The following is a 17,901-nucleotide window of genomic DNA, read 5'->3' on the forward strand; positions in this document are numbered from 1 at the left end:
AAAGGGGCGTGGCGTGGCGAAAATCACGCGGATGCCGGACGCGCGGCACGGTTTGGCCGCAATCCGCCGGCAGGGTCGCGGGCAGCCTTCAATCACCACGGGTCTGACCATGAGCAAGGGACCGTTCTACGAACTCGCCCGGCGGCGCCGCCGGATCGCGCTTCTGGCGCTGGCGGCACGCGATGGGGCGTCTGACCCCTTCGGCGGGCGCAACCGCGCGCCGCGCGTCACCCGCGCCACCGTTCTGCGCCTGATGGCCCGCTGAGGGTTGTCAGGGCGGCGCGGCGCGGTATGTCCCTTCGGGTAGAACAAACCTGGAGGAGACGACATGCGCATCCTGTTCACGGGCGGCAGCGGCAAGGCGGGACGGCACGTGGTGCCCTATCTGGTGTCAAAGGGGCACCGGGTGACCAACCTCGATCTGGTCGACCTGGACTGCCCCGGCGTCACCACCCTGAAGGCCGATATCACCGACAGCGGCCAGGTGTGGAACGCGCTGACCATGTATGCCGGTTTCGATGAGATGCAGGCCGGGCAGGGGGTGCAGGGCTATGACGCCGTGGTGCATTTCGCCGCGGTGCCGCGCATCCTGATCCACCCCGACAACGAAACCTTCCGCGTCAACACCATCGGCACCTACAACGTGATCGAAGCGGCGGTGAAGCTGGGGATCCGCAAGGTGATCTTCGCCTCGTCCGAAACCACCTATGGCGTCTGCTTTGCCAGCGGCACGCGCCAGCCCGAATACCTGCCCATCGACGAAGACCACCCGACCCTGCCCGAGGACAGCTATGCCATGTCCAAGGTCTGCAACGAGGGGACGGCGCGTTCGTTCCAGGCGCGCACGGGGGCCGACATCTATGGCCTGCGCATCAACAACGTGATGGAGCCGCAGGACTATGCCGAGAAGTTCCCCGATTTCATCGAGAACCCCGACCAGCGGTTGCGCAATTTCTTCGCCTATATCGATGCCCGCGACCTGGGCCAGATTGTCGACCGCTGTCTTGCGACCGATGGCCTGGGCTATCAGGTGTTCAACGCCAGCAACGACGATCACTCGGTCAACCTGACCACGCCCGAGATCCTGGCGCGCCACTACGAAGGGGTGCCGGTGCGCGGTGATCTTGGGGAACACGAAACGCTTTATTCCAACCGCAAGGCGCGCGAGATGCTGGGCTTTGCGCAGGAACATCCCTGGCGGCGCTATCTTGACGACCCGCGCGGGAAAAAGTGACCGGCGTGGCGCGTGCCGGATTTGCGTTGCCCTTGGCAACGCAAGCCTCCGGCGGGAGTATTTGGTGCAAGAAAGAGGGGGCGGAATCTGATGGCTGCACCGGCGGCTTGGGCTTGCAGTTGGTCGGCGCCCATAGGATCATGCGCGGCATGAGATTTGCCGCCTGCCTCAGCGTCCTGCTTCTTTCCAGCGCCCCGGCGCAGGCCCATCCGCACATGTTTCTGGACACCGGCCTGAACCCTGTCTTCAACGACAAGGGGCAACTGGCCGGGGTGCGGGTGATCTGGCTTTACGATGCCTTCTATTCGCTGCTGATGATCGAGGAAGGCGGGTTTGACGCCGATGGCGACGGGCAGTTGAGCGAGTCGGAAGAGGCCGCGCTGGCCGGGTTCGACCAGAACCCCGACAAGGGATACACCGGCACCACGCGCGCCTACCTGGGCGACCGGGAACTGGCCCTTTCGCCGCCCGTCGAGCCCCATGTGACCCTTGAGGCGGGGCAGCTTATATCGACCCACCTGCGGCTGTTCGAGGAACCGCTGGACCCTGCGGGCGCGCCGGTATTCCTGCGCACCTTCGATCCGACCTATTACGCGGCTTTCGATCTGTCCCTGACCCCCCGGATCGAGGGCGAGGCTGAGTGCACCCTTGCGGTGGTGGAACCCGACGAAGGCGCGGCGAATGCCGACCTCGAGGCGCTGCTCGCCTCGCCCTCGGGCGCCGGATATGACGAGTACAATTTCCCCGAGGTGGGCGAGACCTTCGCCGATACCCTGAAGCTGGACTGTCGCGCCACGGGGTAACGTGCCGCTTGCGGGGGGCGCGCCGCTCGGCTACCGCTGTTTCATGTCCGACTCATCCGACATTCCCCTGTCGCGGGCCGGTCACGCCCGCGCCATCCTGATCCTTGGCTTGCCGCTGATTGCAAGCCACGTGGCGCAGTTTGCCATTTCCCTGACCGATGCCCTGATGCTGGGGTGGTACGATGTCAACGCCCTTGCCGCGCAGGTGCTGGGCGGCACCATGTGGTTCGTGCTGTTCCTGTTCGGGTCGGGCTTTGCCTTTGCGGTCATGCCCATGGTGGCCCAGGCCAACGAGACAGGTGACGGGGTGCAGGTGCGCCGGGTGACGCGCATGGGCATCTGGGTGTCGCTGATGTTTGCCGGGCTGGCGGTGCCCTTGCTGCTGCTGTCCGAGGTCTGGCTGGGCGCCATGGGCCAGGACCCTCTGATCGTCACGCTTGCCTCGGCCTATCTTGACGTGGCGGCCTGGGGGCTGCTGCCGGCGCTGGGGGTGATGGTTCTGAAAAGCTATCTTGCCGCGCTCGAGCGTACGCGGGTGGTGATGTGGGTCACGCTGGCGGCCGTGGTGGTGAACGTGGGCATCAACTATTCGCTGATCTTCGGCAACTGGGGCGCGCCGGAACTGGGCATCACCGGCGCGGCCATCGCCTCGGTGGCGGTGCAGGTCGTTTCGCTGATCGGTCTGGCGGGCTATGCGCGCTGGGTGACGCCGGAATACGAGCTGTTCGTGCGGCTCTGGCGCCCCGACTGGGAGGCCTTTGGCGACGTGTTCCGCCTTGGCTGGCCCATCGGGCTGACCAATCTGGCCGAGGTGGGGCTTTTTGCCGCCTCGTCGGTGATGATGGGCTGGATCGGGCCCATCGCGCTGGCCGCCCATGGCGTTGCGCTCCAGATTTCCGGCCTGATGTTCATGGTGCATATCGGCCTGTCGAATGCCGCAACGGTGCGGGCGGGGCAGGCGATGGGGCGGCGCGATGGCGCGCGGCTGCGCCGGGGGGCCGGAATGGCGATTGCCCTGTCGATGATCGTGGCCGTGGTGACGGTGATCCTTTTCGTCACGGTTCCGGCGCCGCTGATCGGGGTCTTCCTCGACCCGCTGGAACCGGCCCGCGAAGAGGTGCTGGCCATCGGGGTCGGCCTGCTGGCGGCGGCGGCTCTGTTCCAGGTCATGGATGCGGCACAGGCCATGGCGCTGGGGCTGTTGCGGGGGCTGCAGGACACCCGTGGGCCGATGGTGATCGCGATGATCAGCTATTGGATCATCGGCGCGCCGGCCTCCTACCTCATGGGGTTCACCTTCGGGCTGGGCGGCGTGGGCATCTGGCTGGGGCTGGCGCTGGGGCTTGGAGTGGCGGGGGCGCTTCTGATGGCGCGTTTCGTCAGCCGCGCCCGCGCGCTTTGACGCGGGGGGCCATCAGCGCCCCCCGGTTTCTTCCTTGATCGAACACGCAACGCCCGTTCAGCGCCCCCGGTTTCTGCCTTGATCGAACACGCAACGCCCATCAGGGCGCGCGCTCAGTCCCTCTTGCCGGCGAAGCGGGCCTGCCAGTCGTCGCGCTGGTCGTCGGTGATCTTGGCAAAGGTCACCTTGGGCACGCTGAACCCGTGGCCTGCGGGCAGGGCGTCAAGCGCCGTGGCCAGGTCGGTGGGCCAGCTGTCGTCGTCGGTCTGCATCGCCGCCAGAAGTTCGGCAGCGGCATCGGGGATGAAGGGGCGCGACAGCACGGCATAGACGCGGATCAGGTTCAGCGACAGGCGGATCACGGCGGCGGCGCGGTCGGGGTCGGTCTTGAAGGCGGTCCAGGGGGCCGTGGCCTGCAGGTATTCGTTGCCCAGCACCCAGATCGCCCGCAACTCGGCCGCGGCCTTGCGCACCTCGATGGCCTCCATGTGGCCCTCGTAGGCGCGGATGCGGGTGGTCAGATCGGCGATCAGCTTTTCCTCGTCCGGGCCATAGCTGCCGCCCTCGGGCACCGCCTCGGAAAACTTCGAGCGGCAGAATTTCGTCACCCGCGACACGAAGTTGCCCAGCACATCGGCCAGGTCCTTGTTGATCGAGGACTGGAAATTCTCCCAGGTGAACTCGGCGTCGCTGCCTTCGGGGGCGTGGGACAGAAGCCACCAGCGCCAGTAGTCGGCGGGCAGGATCGACAGCGCCTGGTCCATGAAGATGCCGCGCCCCTGGCTGGTCGAGAACTGCCCGCCGTCGTAGTTCAGGTAGTTGAACGCCTTGATGTAATCGACCAGCTTCCATTCTTCCTGGCCGACCGAATTGGCGCCCATGATCGTTGTGGGGAACGACAGGGTGTGGAAGGGCACGTTGTCCTTGCCCATGAACTGCACATAGCGCACGTCGTCGGCGCCCTTGTCGGTGCGCCACCAGCGTTGCCAGGCGGCATCGTCCAGGCCCTTTTCCTCGGCCCATTCGGCGGCGCAGGCGATGTATTCGATGGGGGCGTCGAACCAGACGTAGAAGACCTTGCCCTCCATCCCCGGCCAGGGGTCGTCGCCCTTCTGCACCGGAACCCCCCAGTCAAGATCGCGGGTGATGCCGCGATCCTGCAGGCCGTCGCCATCGTTCAGCCACTTGCGCGCGATCGAGGTGGTGAGGATCGGCCAGTCGGTCTTGGTGTCAATCCACTCGGTCAGTTTTCCGCGCATCTGCGACTGTTTCAGGTAGAGATGCTTGGTTTCGCGCACCTCAAGATCGGTGCTGCCGGAAATCGCGCTGCGGGCGTCGATCAGGTCGGTCGGGTCCAACTGCTTGGTGCAGTTTTCGCACTGGTCGCCCCGGGCCTTGTCATAGCCGCAGTTGGGGCAGGTGCCCTCGATATAGCGGTCGGGCAGGAAGCGCCCGTCGGCATTGGAATAGACCTGCTTCTCGCTGACTTCCTCGATCAGGCCGGCCTGATCCAGCCGTGCCGCGAACTGTTGGGTCAACCGGTGGTTCTGCGGGCTGGAGGACCGGCCGAACTTGTCGAAGGACAGCCGGAAGCCGGCGGCGATTTCGGACTGGACGGCGTGCATCTCGGCGCAGAATTCATCGACAGGCTTGCCCGCCTTGGCGGCGGCCAGCTCGGCCGGGGTGCCGTGTTCGTCGGTCGCGCAGAGAAACATCACCTCGTGGCCGCGCTGGCGCATGTAGCGCGCGTAAAGATCGGCCGGAAGCTGGCTGCCGACCAGGTTGCCGAGGTGTTTGATCCCGTTGATGTAGGGAATTGCCGAGGTGATGAGAATACGTGCCATGGGGGGCCTTTCGGTGGTCTGGGCGCCCGTTTAGCGCAAGCCGTCGGCAAGTGCTAGCGGTCGCGCATCTTGCCAAGCAGTCGCCCGATGATGAAGGTGGTGCGCGGCGCATAGACATAGGATGTGCGCGTCGCGGCCGGGCGGCGCGGCATCCGCGACAGCCCGAAGACGATCAGCACCACATGGGCGGCGCTGACGAACAGGAACATCGCGGGCGGCCCATAGGCCTGGATCAGGCCGGAAACGAACCAGGGCGATGCGATGGCCCCCACCGCGTACAGAAACATGAGCGCCGCCGAAAGCTCGATCCGTTCGTCGTTTTCGGCAAAGTCATGGGCATGGGCGGCCGAGATCGAATAGATCGGGAAGGTGGCCAGCCCGAACAGCCCGGCCCCCAGCATCACCGCTCCGGTGCCCCGGGTCGACAGGGCCACCGTGGCCGCGCAGGCCAGTATCCCGGCCACCGAAAACAGGATCAGCACCCAGCGCCGGTCGAACTTGTCGGCCAGCCAGCCGGCGGGCAGTTGCGAAAGCGCACCGCCCAGCACGAAGGCCGCCAGGAACAGCGCGATCTGATCGGCGCTCAGCCCCACCTCGACCCCGTAGACCGGCCCCACCATGCGGAAGGCCGCCGCCGTCAGCCCCGACACGACCACCCCCGCCGCCGCAAGGGGCGAGCGGCGCCAGGCCAGGGCGGGGCGCAGGCGCGGGGCCTTGGGGGTTTCGGGTTGCGGTGTCGTGCTCAGGGTCAGGGGGATGAGCGCGGCACAGCACAGCAGCGCCAGGAGGTTGTAGGAGACATAGCTCCCGGGCGTGAGAACGCCGATGAAAAGCTGCGCCACCAGCGATCCGCCCATGTCGACCATGCGATAGGTGCCAAAGGCGCGGCCCCGGGTTTCGTTCGTCACCTTGGCCTGAAGCCAGCTTTCGACGATGGTATAGCAACCCGCGATGCAAAGCCCCGACATCACCCGGAACCCGGCCCAGGCGACGGGATGGATCACGATCATATGGGCCAGGATGCCGATGGTGCCCGCCGCCGTGAAGGCGGCGAAGGCGCGCGAATGGCCGACGCTGCCCATCAGGCGCGGCGCCCACCAGCAGCCGATCAGGAAGCCAAGGAAATGCGCCGAACCCAGAACACCCACCTCGGCCCGCGTGAACCCCAGGTTCAGCCCCGAGATCGCATCCAGAGGCACGATGCCGCCCGATCCGACCTGCAACAGCAGGATCGACAGGAACAGGGCGGCGAAAGAGATGATCAGGCGCATGGTCTGTTCGGGATAGCCTTGGCGGTTGCGCGCTGTCTGGGCCGTTTGCGACCGTTCCGGGCGTTTTCGCCGATCAGGGTTTGCGGCGGGGCGTGGCGTGCGGGCCCTTGCCGGGTGCTTTCGCACCACCGCGCGGCTTGAACGGCTTGCCACCCGGTTTCGCGCCGGGGGGCGAGAAACGCTTGGAGGGGTCGCGCGCGTCGCCTTTGGGCTTGGCTGCGGGGCCACCTTCGGCGCGGGGGGCGGGTTTGCCACTCGGCTTACCGCCCGGTTTGCCGTAGGGCTTGCCGGTCTTGGGCCGTTCGTCGCCGCGGGGTTTTTCCCAGGGGCGCGGGGCCTTGTGGGATTTGGCGCCTTCGGCCGCGCCCTTGGCAAAGGGTTTGCCCTTCGGCTTCTCGCGCGGTTCGCTGGGCGCTTCGGGGGCGCGGTACTTTTCCTTGGGGCGCGGGGCCGGGGCATCGGGGGTGTCGGGCTGCCAGCGGGTTTTCGGCGGGCGCGGCGCTGCGGCGGCCTGATCGCGGGCCGGGCGCTCATCGCGCTTGACGCGCTCTTCGCTGGCGGGGCGGTCTTCGCGCGGGGGGCGCGGGCCTTCGGGGCGGGGCGGGCGCGGCGCGCGGGCCAGGTCGGGCGCCTGGGGCAGGCGGCGGATGGCCGTTCCGCCCTCAAGCATCATGTCGGAGCCGATCGCCTTCAGGAACCCGGCCTCTGAACTGGCCAGCATTTCGACGAAGGTTTCGCCCTGCTGGATGCGGATCGCGCCGATGTCATCGCGCGAGATGCCGCCCGATTTGCACAGCATCGGCAAAAGCCAGCGGGGTTCGGCGTTCTGGGCGCGGCCCACGGACAGCGAGAACCAGACCGACGGGCCGAAGGGCGCGCGGGGCGGGGGCGGGGTGCCGGGATCGGACAGATCCTCGGGGGCCGACTGGCGGCTGGCGAAAAGGCGCAGATAGGCGGCGGCAATCTTCTCCGGCCCGTGCATGTCCAGAAGGCGGGCGGCAAAGGCGGCTTCGTCCTCGGTGGGGTCTTCGTCCCACACCGCATCCTCCAGCAGCCGCTCCTCGTCACGGGCGCGCACTTCGTCCGCCGTGGGCGGGACATCCCAGGTGGCGCGCACCTTGGCGCCCTGCAGCAGACGCTCGGCCTTCTTGCGCAGCTTGTGGGGCACGATCAGCGCACTGACGCCCTTGCGCCCGGCCCGCCCGGTGCGCCCGGAACGGTGCAGCAGGGTTTCCGAGTTGCTGGGCAGTTCGCCATGCACCACCAGTTCCAGGTTGGGCAGGTCGATGCCGCGTGCCGCCACGTCCGTGGCCACGCAGACCCGCGCACGACCGTCGCGCATCGCCTGAAGGGCGTGGGTACGTTCGTTCTGCGTCAGTTCGCCCGACAGGGCGACGACGGAAAAGCCACGGTTGGAAAACCGCGTGGTCAGCCGGTTCACCGCCGCGCGGGTGTTGCAGAAGACCAGGGCATTGGGCGCCTCGTAATAGCGCAGCACGTTGATGATGGCGTTCTCGGCGTCGTGCTGGGCCACGGAAAGGGCGCGGTACTCGATGTCGGAGTGCTGTGACTTCTCGGCGGTGGTGCTGACGCGCACGGCGTCCTTCTGGTAGTTCTGCGCCAGGGTGGCGATGGCGCGGGGCACCGTCGCGCTGAACATCAGGGTGCGGCGCGTCTCGGGCGCCTCGCCCAGGATATACTCCAGGTCTTCGCGGAACCCGAGATCCAGCATCTCGTCGGCCTCGTCCAGGACGACGGCGCGGATGGCATCCATCTTGAGCGAGTTGCGCATGATATGGTCGCGCAGACGGCCCGGCGTGGCCACCACGATATGCGCCCCGCGATCCAGTGCGCGGCGTTCGTCGCGCATGTCCATGCCCCCGACACACGAGGCGACGACAGCACCGGTATTGGCGTAAAGCCACTGCAATTCGCGCTTCACCTGCAGGGCCAGTTCGCGTGTCGGCGCGATGCACAGGGCCAGCGGCGTTCCGGCGGGGCCGAAGCGGCCCGTATCATCCAGAAGCGTCGGACCGATGGCCAGGCCAAAGCCCACCGTCTTGCCCGATCCGGTCTGGGCGCTGACCAGCAGGTCGGCCTGCGACAGCGCCGGGTCGGTCACCGCCTTCTGCACCTGGGTCAGGGTGTCATAGCCACGCTGGGCAAGGGCATCGGCAAGGGTCTGGATCACGGCGGTCACATCAGTTGGGGCAGGGGAAGTGGCGATTGCGCGCCAAGCAACGGGCCTTACGCGCATTGGCGGGCGATGTATAGGGCCAACTGTGCCCCGAAAAAACCCGCGCTGCAATATTGCCTTCACCGCCTCAAAGGTTATCCCTCTGGGCAATCACAGGAGAACACGCATGAAAAGAGTACCGCTGGGTGCGACCGACATCCAGGTTTCCGAATTCTGCCTCGGGTCGATGACCTGGGGAAGCCAGAACACAACCGAGGAAGGCCACGCCCAGATCGACCGGGCGCTGGAGCGGGGCGTCGACTTCATCGACACCGCCGAGATGTACCCGGTCAACCCGGTGACGGCGGAAACCGTGGGGCGCACCGAAACGGTGATCGGCGACTGGATCGAAAAGACCGGCCGGCGCGATGATGTGGTGATCGCCACCAAGTGCAGCGGGCTGAACGACAGGTTCGTGCGCCAGGGTGAGCCGGTCAGCGGCGACAGCCTGCGCCGGGCGCTGGAAGGGTCGCTGAAGCGGCTGAGGACCGATCATGTCGATCTCTACCAGTTGCACTGGCCGAACCGGGGGTCGTTCCATTTCCGCCAGTACTGGGGCTTCGATCCCTCGGGGCAGGACGGCGCGGCGGCCAAGGCGCATTTCGCCGATGTCATGGAAACCCTGGCCGCGCTGGTGAAAGAGGGCAAGATCCGCGCCTTCGGGCTGTCGAACGAATCAACCTGGGGCACCCTGCAATGGAACGCCGCCGCCGCTGCCACGGGCGGGCCGCGGATTGCGACGATGCAGAACGAATATTCCCTGCTGTGCCGTCAGTATGACACCGACCTGGCCGAGATGAGCCACCATGAAAAGGTCACGCTGCTGGCCTATTCGCCCCTGGCCGTCGGCTTTCTGACGGGCAAGTACCAGGGCGGCCAGATTCCGGCGGGATCGCGGATGGACATTTCGCCCGACCTTGGCGGGCGCAAGTCCGAACGGGTCTTTGCCGCCGTCGATGCCTATCTTGGCGTGGCGCGCAAACACGGGCTGAACCCGGTTCACATGGCCCTGGCCTTCACGCGCAGCCGGCCCTTCCGCACCATCCCTATCTTCGGCGCGACCTCGGTGGAACAACTCGACACCGCGATCGACGCGGCGGGCCTTGTCCTGTCGCAGGAGGTGCTGGACGACATCGCCGCAACCCACAAGGCGCACCCGATGCCCTATTGACGGCGCGTCATTCCCCGGGGGCGGACCATGCAGGTTCGCCCCCGTTGGGGGATGCGGGGCGATGACAGGGTGTGGCGGTGGCATCTTTGGTCGTGAAATATCCCCGCCGGAGGCATGAAAGCTCTCTTGGCCTTGCACGCGGGCTGCAAATGCCATTCCCTGTCGGCGGAAAGGGGGGCAGGCGATGCCCATGCAGATGAATCGCGAGGTGTTCATAACCTGCGCGCTGACCGGATCGGGCGGCACGCAGGACAAAAGCCCCCATGTGCCGCGCAGCCCGGCCCAGATCGCCGCCAGCGCCATCGAGGCGGCGCGCGCCGGGGCGGCGGTGGTTCATTGCCATGTGCGCGACCCCGAAACCGGCGCGGCATCTCGCGACCCGGCACTTTACCGCGAGCTGACCGCGCGTATCCGCGCCGCGCCCGTCGACATGGTGCTGAACCTGACCGCGGGCATGGGGGGCGATCTTGTCTTCGGCGGCCCCGACGCGCCGCTGCCCCTTGAACCGGGCACCGACATGGTGGGCGCGGGCGAAAGGGTGGCGCATCTTGCGCAATGCCTGCCCGAGATCTGCACCCTGGATTGCGGCACCATGAACTTTGCCGAAGCCGATTACGTCATGGCCAACACGCCCGGCATGCTGCGCGCCATGGCGCGGGCGATGGCGGATCTGGGCATCCGCCCCGAAATCGAGGCCTTCGATACCGGCCACCTGTGGCTGGCCCGGCGCCTGGCCGAAGAGGGCGTTCTGGCCGAACCGGCGCTGGTGCAACTGTGCATGGGGGTGCCATGGGGCGCGCCCGACGATCTGAACACCTTCCTGGCCATGGTGAACAATATCCCGCGCGGCTGGACTTTTTCGGCCTTCGGGCTGGGGCGCCACCAGATGCCCTATGTCGCCGCCAGCGTGCTGGCGGGGGGCAATGTCCGCGTCGGGCTGGAGGACAACCTGATGCTGGAACGTGGCGTACTGGCCACCAACGCGCAACTGGTGGACCGTGCGGTGGGCATCGTCGAACGGCTGGGCGCCCGCGTGATGGGCCCTGAAGAGGTGCGCGCCCGTCTGGGCCTTGTGAAACGAACCCCCGAGGAGATGTGATGCCGGTCCTGATGGTTTATGGTGACAGCAATTCCCACGGCTCGCCCCCGATGTCGGAGCTGGGGCAGCAGGGGCGGATGCCCGTCGCGCAGCGCTGGCCCTCGGTGATGGCGGCGGCGCTGGGCCCCGAGTGGGAGGTGCTGGTCGAAGGCCTGCCCGGGCGCACCACGGTGCATGACGATCCGGTCGAGGGCGGATTTCGCAACGGGCTGAGCGTTCTGCCCGCTGTCCTGCACAGCCACGCGCCGCTGGACATGGTGGTGCTGATGCTGGGCACCAACGATCTGAAGCTGCGCTTCAACGTGCCGGCCATCGACATCGCCCTGTCGGTGGGGCGGCTGGCGGAAACGGTGCGCGCCAGTGGCGCGGCGCGCGACGTGATGATCGTCTGTCCGCCGGTGGTGCGCGAGGTGGGCGTGCTGGCCGGCATGTTCGAAGGGGCCGAGGCGCGGGGCGCGGGCCTTTTCGTGCACATGATGCAGGTCGCCGCGCGGCTGGGCTGCGGCTTCGTGGATGCGGGGGCCCATGTCGCAGTCGATCCGCTGGACGGGGTGCACCTCAGCGTCGCCTCGCATGCGGTTCTGGGGGGTGTGGTGGCCGATGCAGTGCGCGACCGGTTCAAACGGCAGATGAAGGGCGGCACCCCATGATCCGCCCGTTTCTTGCCGCAGCCCTGCTGGTGCTGGTGGCCTGCCAGCCCGAACCCGAAACGCCCGACACCGGGCTGTCCGGCTATGATCCGAAGCTGATCGAGCGTCAGCAGGCCGCCTGCACCAAGCGCGGCGGGCGCTGGGGGCAGGGGGGCATCGGCGGGCGCTTCGTGTGTTACACCGATACCCGGGATGCGGGCAAAAGCTGTTCGGCGGGGTCGCAATGCGAGGGGCTGTGCCTGGCCCGGTCGCAAAGCTGTGCGCCGGTCACGCCCCTGTTCGGCTGCAACGCGGTGCTGACCGGTGGCGGAGCGGAGGCGACGATATGCGTGGATTGATCCTGGCCGCGGCCCTTCTGGCCGGTTGCAGCACCGCCGCGGTGCCGCCCGGCGTCTTCCCCAGCTACCGGGATGCCTCTGCGCCCTTCTCGTCGATCGCGCTGTTCGAACCGGCCCGCTATGCCGGAACCTGGTATGAAATCGCCCGCTACCCGGTGCCTTTCCAGGAAGGCTGTGTCGCCAGCCGGGCGCAGTACGACATGCAGCCCGACGGAACGCTGTCGGTGGTCAATACCTGCCGCGACCGTGCGCTTGACGGTGCGCTGCGCCGGATCGAAGGCACGGCCCGCCCGGTGGGGCCGGGGCGGTTGCAGGTGTCGTTCGACAGCGTGCCATTCCTCACATCGCCCTATTGGGTGCTCTGGGTGGATGAAGGCTATCGCACGGCGGTGGTGGGGGTGCCTTCGGGGCGGGCGGGGTGGATCCTGAACCGCGATCCGGTGATCCCGCAGGACAGGCTGAACGCCGCGCGGGAAATCCTGGACTTCAACGGCTATGACCTGAGCCGCCTCGAGATGGTGCCGCAGGTCGCCCGGTGACCGGCATTGCGGCGATCATCGGCGGCGGCGTCATCGGCGGTGGCTGGGCGGCGCGCTTTGCGCTGATGGGCTGGGAGGTGCGGGTCTGCGACCCCGACCCCGAAGCGGCGCGCAAGCTTGAGGCGGTGCTGGCGGCGGCGCGGTCGTCCTTTCCCGGCCTCTGGGACGTGGCCCTGCCACCCGAGGGGCAGGTGACCCTTTGTGCAACGCTGGAAGAGGCGGTGGAGGGTGCGACCTGGGTTCAGGAAAGCGTGCCCGAGCGGTTGGATCTGAAACACCGGATCCTGCGGGCGGTGCAGGTGGCCTGTGCGCCGGGCACGGTGGTTGCCTCGTCCACCAGCGGCTTTCGCCCGGCGCATTTGCGCGAGGGGGCGCTGCGCCCCGGTGAGATCATCGTCGCGCATCCGTTCAACCCGGTCTATCTTCTGCCGCTGGTCGAGGTGGTGGGCGAGGGGCCGCTCATCGCTCGGGCTTGCGCCCTTCTCTCTTCGCTGGGGATGGACCCCCTGCACCTGCGCCACGAAATCGACGGCCATCTGGCGGACCGCCTGCTTGAATCCGTCTGGCGCGAGGCGCTTTGGCTGATCGAGGATGGCCTTGCCACCACTGACCAGATCGACCGGGCGATCCGAATGGGGTTTGGCCTGCGCTGGGCGCAGATGGGCCTGTTCGAGACCTATCGCATTGCCGGGGGCGAAGCCGGAATGGCGCATTTCATCGAACAGTTCGGCCCCTGCCTGCACTGGCCCTGGAGCCGTCTGACCGATGTGCCCGAGTTGACCGGCGATCTGGTGGCGCGCATCGCGGCACAGTCCGACGCCCAGTCGGGCCACATGGACATCCGCGTCCTGGAACGGGCGCGCGATACCAACCTTGTCGCCATCCTGCGGGCGCTGAAGGCGCAGGACTGGGGCGCGGGGGCGTTGCTGCGCCACCATGACACGCAACGCCGGGCGGTGGAGTGGCTGCCCGAGGCGCCGCTTGTCACCGCTGCCCGCGCAGTGCCCCCCGACTGGACCGATGCAAACGGCCACATGACCGAGGCGCGCTATCTTCAGGCCTTCTGCGATGCCAGCGACCGGTTTCTTGAAATCCTCGGCTGCGATGCCGATTACATCGCGCGCGGGCAGAGCTTTTTCACCGCCGAAACCCATATCCGCCACCTGAACGAGGCGCGCGCCGGTGAGCGTATCCGGATCGAGACGCTGTGCCTGAAGGCCGAGGGCGCCAAGCTGCATCTGTTCCACCAGCTCTACCGCGACGAAATGCTTCTGGCGACAGGCGAGCATTTCCTGCTGCATGTCTCGCTGGACACGCGCCGCCCGGTGCCCCCCGAGGGCCGGTTGGCCGCCCGCATGGCGAAGGTGGCCGGGGACCACGGCCGCCTTGCGCGCCCCGATGGCATCGGCCGAGCGGTCGGGCGAAAGTGATCTTGGGGCGCGGCGGCGCCATTTTTTATCGCCGCATCGGGTGACACCGCCACTGGCGGGCCCTGCCGACCCGTGCCAAAAGGGCGCGATGGACCCCTGGATTCTGATCACCCTGACCGCCGCCTTTGCCCAGACCCTGCGGTTCATGGCGCAAAAGCAGCTGAAAACCGTCGGCCTTTCCACCGGCGGCGCCACCTTTGCGCGCTTCCTGTTCTCGGCGCCCCTGGTGGCGGTGCTGATCCTGTCCTATGCGGCGGCCAGCGGGCAGGCCCTGCCGGGCACCTCGGGCCGGTTCTGGACCTTTGCCATGGTCGGCGGGGCGGCGCAGATCCTGGCGACCATGTGCATCGTCGCGCTGTTTTCGCACCGCAACTTCGCCGTCGGGATCACCTTCAAGAAGACCGAGGTGGTTCAGACGGCGGTGGTTTCGACCATCGTCCTGGACGAGGGCGTTTCGGCGCGCGGAGCGCTGGCCATCGGGATCGGCTTTCTCGGGGTGCTTCTGCTGTCGGACCCGCCGGGCGGCACGGGGCCTTGGCGGCGCAGGCTGTTCAACCGCGCGGCGGGGCTGGGCCTTCTGTCTGGGGTCTTCTTCGCCTTTTCCGCCGTGGGGTATCGGGGGGCATCCCTGGCGCTGGAAAGCGGTGACGTGATCCTGCGGGCGGGCTGTACGCTGGCCATCGTGACGGCCTGCCAGACGGCCGTGATGGCGCTGTGGCTGGCGGTGCGGGAAAACGGGCAGATCGGGCAGGTCGTGGCGGCCTGGCGGATTGCCGGCCTTGTTGGGCTGGCCTCGATGGTGGGGTCGTTCTGCTGGTTCACGGCCTTCACGTTGCAGAACGCCGCCTATGTGAACGCGCTGGGGCAGGTCGAGATCCTGTTCTCGCTCGGGGCCTCGGTGCTGGTGTTCCGCGAGAGGCTGTCCTGGCGCGAGGGCATGGGCATGGCCCTGCTGACCCTGTCGATCCTGGTGCTGATCCTCGCGCTATAGCGGGGCGCCGGCCCGCCCGAGGCGGCGAAACAGGCTTTCCTCGTCGTTGTTCTGGAAGAAGGGCACCGAGGGCGGCGCATCGAGAGCGGGCAGGCGGGCCGCCACCTCGGCCAGGACAACCTCGGTGATGAATGGCAGATCGAAGCTGCGCGCCTTGGCCAGTGGTATCCATTGCAGGTGAGAAAGTTCGTCCGAGGCGCGCGAGAAATCGTCGGGGTCACCCGCTATACGGGCGGCATCGGCCAGGAAGAACCGCGCATCGAACCGGCGCGGCCGCCCCGGCGGTGTGATGGCACGAAAGACGAACCGCATGCCCGTGGGGGCGGGCAGATGGCCGGTTTCCGCAAAGCTGCGCCAGTTCTCGGGTGGTGTGCCGGGCCAGCGGTGGGGCTGGCCCAGGATCAGGCCGGTTTCCTCCCACAATTCGCGGATGGCGGCGGCGACAAGGGCCAATGGCTCGGCCCGGCCGGCGGCCTGGGTCAGGCGGGCGCGGCACAGACCGTTGATCGCGCGGGCCATGGGAATGCCGGTGTCGGTGGGATCGACCGCGCCGCCGGGAAAGACGAACTTGCCGGGCATGAAGGCGGCATTGCGCCCCCGCTGGCCCATCAGAACCTGGGGAGTGGGCCCCCCGGCGTCGCGTACGAGGATCAGCGTTGCCGCATCGCGCAGGGCGGATTTGTCCAGTGCCATGGCAGGCCCTTCGTCCGGGGTGGCGGCGATCAGAAGCCGTGCATCCGCCGCGCCCATTGGAACGCGACCATCGCGCCCTTGAGTCGCGGGAGAAGATAAAGCGAAAGTGCCACGCAGCCCACAGAAAACACCGTTGCCAGGATCATCGGCTGGGGCCGGAAGGTGGTGAAGGCGATATGCATCAGCGGCGCCATGATGTGCCCGACCAGAAGGATCGTCAGATAGGCGGGCCCGTCATCGGCCCGCTGGTGCCGGAAGGACTCGGAACAGACCGGGCAGTGATCGCGCACCTTGAGATAGCCCTTCAGCATCGGCCCCGCGCCGCAGTTCGGGCAGCGCCGCCGCCAGCCGCGAAACATCGCCGGGCGCAGCGCGCGCTCGGCCTGCTCGGTGGTCTGGCCGTCGTCGACGGGGGCCTCGGTGGCCGCATCATACATGTCTGCGCCTTTCGGTGGGTGCGGGTGACTTCTGCCCATATAGGCCGCTGCAGGCTATATCTCAAAGGCGCGGCCGCGTCCTTGCGTCGGGATGTCGCAAAAGAATGACAGATTGTGCGACGGAACCCCGGGCCTGCCCCGTTTGATGTTCAGAAGGGCAGGCACAGGGCGCTGTCCGATGTGAAGAACATCAAGGAGACGACATGACTTCCAAGGCAAAACTCATCGCCGGCCTGACGGCCCTGGCCATCGGCGCCACCGCGTTCAGCGCGACCACCGCCGTTGCACGCGACAACCGGATGGCCCCGCCCGCCTTCAGCGAACTTGACGCCGACGGCAACGGTAGCATCAACCGCGCCGATCTGACCGCCCTGGCCGAGGCCCGCTTCCGGGCCGCCGACACCGATGGCAACGGCACGCTTTCGGCGGCCGAACTCCAGGCCCGGGCCGAGCAGCGCGCCAGCGAACGGGCGGCGCAGATGGCCACCCGCATGATCAATTCGCTTGACGCCGATGGCGACGGTGCGCTGAGCGCCGAGGAAATGCGGGACATGCGCAAGGGCCGCAGGGGCGGCGGCGACATGGGCGCACGGATGATCGAACGCGCCGACACCGATGGCGACGGCGCGGTTTCCGAGGCCGAATATGCGGCAGCGCTTGAAAAGATGGAAAAGCGCGGCGGCAAGAAACGTGGTGAGGGGCGCGGCCACGGCGGCAAGCACGGCAAGGACCGCCGCGACGACAAGTAAGCCGACCGGATGCCGGGGGTCTTCCCCGGCATCCCATGCAAGTGGATTGCCCGAACGATGAAAGCAGGCTAGCCCCCGTGACGATGGAACTGCCCGGACATGACCCCGACGCCGCGCTTCTGGTGGCCTTTGGCAATGGCGATCTGTCGGCGGCGCGCCTGCTGACGGCGCGGCTTGGGCCGCGTGTCCTGGGCTTTGCCACCCGGATGCTGAAGGGCGACCGGGCCGAGGCCGAGGACGTGACGCAGGAGGCCATGGTGCGGCTGTGGAAACAGGCGCCTGAATGGCAGCAGGGGCAGGCGCGGGTCTCGACCTGGCTGTTCCGGGTCACGTCGAACCTCTGCCTTGACCGGTTGCGCAAGACGGGCCGTTCCGTCGGCCTGGACGAAACGGCCGAGCCCGAGGACGACCGGCCGGGCGCGCTGGACGGCATCGCCGAGGCCGAGCGGCAGGCGGCGCTGACCGAGGCGCTGGCCCGTCTGCCCGACCGGCAGCGACAGGCGGTGGTGCTGCGTCACATCGAGGGCATGGCGAACCCGCTGATCGCCGAGATAATGGACATCAGCACCGAGGCGGTCGAAAGTCTGACCGCGCGGGGCAAACGGGCGCTGGCGGCCGATCTGGCCCCCCGGCGCGAGGAGTTGGGATATGACTGAGCGCAAGAACGACGATACCGCCCTCGAGGCGCTGTTTGCCGAGGCCCGACGCGAAAGCGCCCCGCTGCCCGACGATCTGTTCGCGCGGATCATGGCCGATGCCGAAAGCCGGCTTCCCGCTGCGCCGGCGGCGTCACCAAGGCGGCAAAGCCGGTTGGCCGCGCTGGGTGCGATGCTGGGGGGCTGGCCCTCGATGGCGGGGCTGGCCACCGCGACGCTTGCGGGCGTCTGGATCGGGGTCGCGCAACCATCGGGCCTTTCCGACCTGGGGCTGTGGTCGGGCGACGGGGTGCAGGCGGGATACGAATTGGGCGACATGATGCCGGGATATGATTCCCTGACGGGCGAGGGTTGAGCG

At 67.7% G+C, this 17,901-nt stretch carries 19 protein-coding genes; 14 read left to right on the forward strand and 5 right to left on the reverse strand.

Annotation, left to right across the window (positions count from 1 at the left end; translation table 11 throughout):
- Positions 1 to 109: 109 nt before the first annotated feature.
- From H7828_RS07875 to H7828_RS07890, 4 genes are all read left to right on the forward strand, one after another.
- Positions 110 to 265 carry a hypothetical protein gene (locus H7828_RS07875; protein WP_226780471.1) on the forward strand — a complete coding sequence of 52 codons (156 nt, stop codon included), beginning with the start codon at positions 110 to 112 and terminating at the stop codon, positions 263 to 265.
- A 63-nt stretch (positions 266 to 328) separates the two neighbouring features.
- Positions 329 to 1,234, forward strand: coding sequence for an NAD-dependent epimerase/dehydratase family protein (locus H7828_RS07880; RefSeq protein ID WP_226780472.1), 906 nt, complete (start codon positions 329 to 331; stop codon positions 1,232 to 1,234).
- Positions 1,235 to 1,383: 149 nt separating this feature from the next.
- On the forward strand, positions 1,384 to 2,037 hold the full coding sequence (locus H7828_RS07885) for a DUF1007 family protein (protein ID WP_226780473.1): 654 nt from the start codon (positions 1,384 to 1,386) through the stop codon (positions 2,035 to 2,037).
- A gap of 43 nt (positions 2,038 to 2,080) precedes the next feature.
- A complete protein-coding gene (locus H7828_RS07890) occupies positions 2,081 to 3,439 on the forward strand; it encodes an MATE family efflux transporter (protein WP_226780474.1) in 1,359 nt (452 codons plus the stop codon).
- A 113-nt stretch (positions 3,440 to 3,552) separates the two neighbouring features.
- Here the strand turns inward: H7828_RS07890 and metG are convergent, their stop codons facing one another.
- The 3 genes from metG to H7828_RS07905 form a co-directional block, all read right to left on the reverse strand.
- Positions 3,553 to 5,283, reverse strand: a complete 1,731-nt coding sequence (gene metG, locus H7828_RS07895) for a methionine--tRNA ligase (protein ID WP_226780475.1) — start codon at positions 5,281 to 5,283, stop codon at positions 3,553 to 3,555.
- A gap of 53 nt (positions 5,284 to 5,336) precedes the next feature.
- Positions 5,337 to 6,554, reverse strand: coding sequence for an MFS transporter (locus H7828_RS07900; protein WP_226780476.1), 1,218 nt, complete (start codon positions 6,552 to 6,554; stop codon positions 5,337 to 5,339).
- A gap of 73 nt (positions 6,555 to 6,627) precedes the next feature.
- Positions 6,628 to 8,745: a DEAD/DEAH box helicase gene (locus H7828_RS07905; RefSeq protein WP_226780477.1), complete on the reverse strand. Its 2,118-nt coding sequence runs from the start codon at positions 8,743 to 8,745 to the stop codon at positions 6,628 to 6,630.
- Positions 8,746 to 8,917: 172 nt separating this feature from the next.
- Here H7828_RS07905 and H7828_RS07910 point away from each other — a divergent pair, with 172 nt between their 5' ends.
- The 7 genes from H7828_RS07910 to H7828_RS07940 all read left to right on the forward strand — a co-directional run bounded on the left by H7828_RS07910 (position 8,918) and on the right by H7828_RS07940 (position 15,008).
- Positions 8,918 to 9,961 carry an aldo/keto reductase gene (locus H7828_RS07910; RefSeq protein WP_226780478.1) on the forward strand — a complete coding sequence of 348 codons (1,044 nt, stop codon included), beginning with the start codon at positions 8,918 to 8,920 and terminating at the stop codon, positions 9,959 to 9,961.
- A gap of 184 nt (positions 9,962 to 10,145) precedes the next feature.
- Complete coding sequence (bcoG, locus tag H7828_RS07915; RefSeq protein ID WP_226780479.1) at positions 10,146 to 11,060, forward strand: 3-dehydrocarnitine:acetyl-CoA trimethylamine transferase BcoG; 915 nt, start codon at positions 10,146 to 10,148, stop codon at positions 11,058 to 11,060.
- On the forward strand, positions 11,060 to 11,710 hold the full coding sequence (locus tag H7828_RS07920; protein ID WP_226780480.1) for an SGNH/GDSL hydrolase family protein: 651 nt from the start codon (positions 11,060 to 11,062) through the stop codon (positions 11,708 to 11,710). Before bcoG ends, H7828_RS07920 begins: the two co-directional genes overlap by 1 nt.
- Positions 11,707 to 12,048, forward strand: a complete 342-nt coding sequence (locus H7828_RS07925) for a hypothetical protein (protein ID WP_226780481.1) — start codon at positions 11,707 to 11,709, stop codon at positions 12,046 to 12,048. Before H7828_RS07920 ends, H7828_RS07925 begins: the two co-directional genes overlap by 4 nt.
- A complete protein-coding gene (locus H7828_RS07930; protein ID WP_226780482.1) occupies positions 12,036 to 12,587 on the forward strand; it encodes a lipocalin family protein in 552 nt (183 codons plus the stop codon). The genes H7828_RS07925 and H7828_RS07930 overlap by 13 nt, the downstream gene beginning before the upstream one ends.
- Entirely contained in the window at positions 12,584 to 14,017 is a 1,434-nt protein-coding gene (locus tag H7828_RS07935; RefSeq protein WP_226780483.1) for a carnitine 3-dehydrogenase, read from the forward strand. Before H7828_RS07930 ends, H7828_RS07935 begins: the two co-directional genes overlap by 4 nt.
- Positions 14,018 to 14,105: 88 nt before the next feature.
- Positions 14,106 to 15,008, forward strand: a complete 903-nt coding sequence (locus tag H7828_RS07940; RefSeq protein WP_226780484.1) for a DMT family transporter — start codon at positions 14,106 to 14,108, stop codon at positions 15,006 to 15,008.
- On the opposite strand, the gene H7828_RS07945 is transcribed toward H7828_RS07940, so the two are convergent.
- Together H7828_RS07945 and H7828_RS07950 are read right to left on the reverse strand one after the other, a co-directional pair.
- The gene (locus tag H7828_RS07945) at positions 15,003 to 15,701 is read right to left on the reverse strand and encodes an NUDIX hydrolase (RefSeq protein ID WP_226780774.1); all 699 of its coding nucleotides are present in this window, start codon (positions 15,699 to 15,701) and stop codon (positions 15,003 to 15,005) included. The two genes, H7828_RS07940 and H7828_RS07945, sit on opposite strands and share 6 nt — an antisense overlap.
- Before the next feature lie 29 nt (positions 15,702 to 15,730).
- Positions 15,731 to 16,138 (reverse strand): DUF983 domain-containing protein, encoded by a 408-nt coding sequence (locus H7828_RS07950; RefSeq protein WP_226780485.1) that lies wholly within the window; start codon positions 16,136 to 16,138, stop codon positions 15,731 to 15,733.
- Positions 16,139 to 16,341: 203 nt separating this feature from the next.
- On the opposite strand from H7828_RS07950, the gene H7828_RS07955 reads away from it, so the two are divergent.
- The 3 genes from H7828_RS07955 (at position 16,342) to H7828_RS07965 (ending at position 17,898) form a co-directional block, all read left to right on the forward strand.
- The gene (locus tag H7828_RS07955) at positions 16,342 to 16,887 is read left to right on the forward strand and encodes an EF-hand domain-containing protein (protein WP_226780486.1); all 546 of its coding nucleotides are present in this window, start codon (positions 16,342 to 16,344) and stop codon (positions 16,885 to 16,887) included.
- A 77-nt stretch (positions 16,888 to 16,964) separates the two neighbouring features.
- Positions 16,965 to 17,543 (forward strand): RNA polymerase sigma factor, encoded by a 579-nt coding sequence (locus H7828_RS07960; protein WP_342592289.1) that lies wholly within the window; start codon positions 16,965 to 16,967, stop codon positions 17,541 to 17,543.
- The gene (locus tag H7828_RS07965) at positions 17,536 to 17,898 is read left to right on the forward strand and encodes a dihydroorotate dehydrogenase (RefSeq protein ID WP_226780488.1); all 363 of its coding nucleotides are present in this window, start codon (positions 17,536 to 17,538) and stop codon (positions 17,896 to 17,898) included. Before H7828_RS07960 ends, H7828_RS07965 begins: the two co-directional genes overlap by 8 nt.
- The last annotated feature ends 3 nt before the right edge of the window (positions 17,899 to 17,901 follow it).

The organism is Oceaniglobus trochenteri (genome assembly GCF_020529025.1).
Taxonomy (GTDB): Bacteria; Pseudomonadota; Alphaproteobacteria; order Rhodobacterales; family Rhodobacteraceae; genus Oceaniglobus; species Oceaniglobus trochenteri.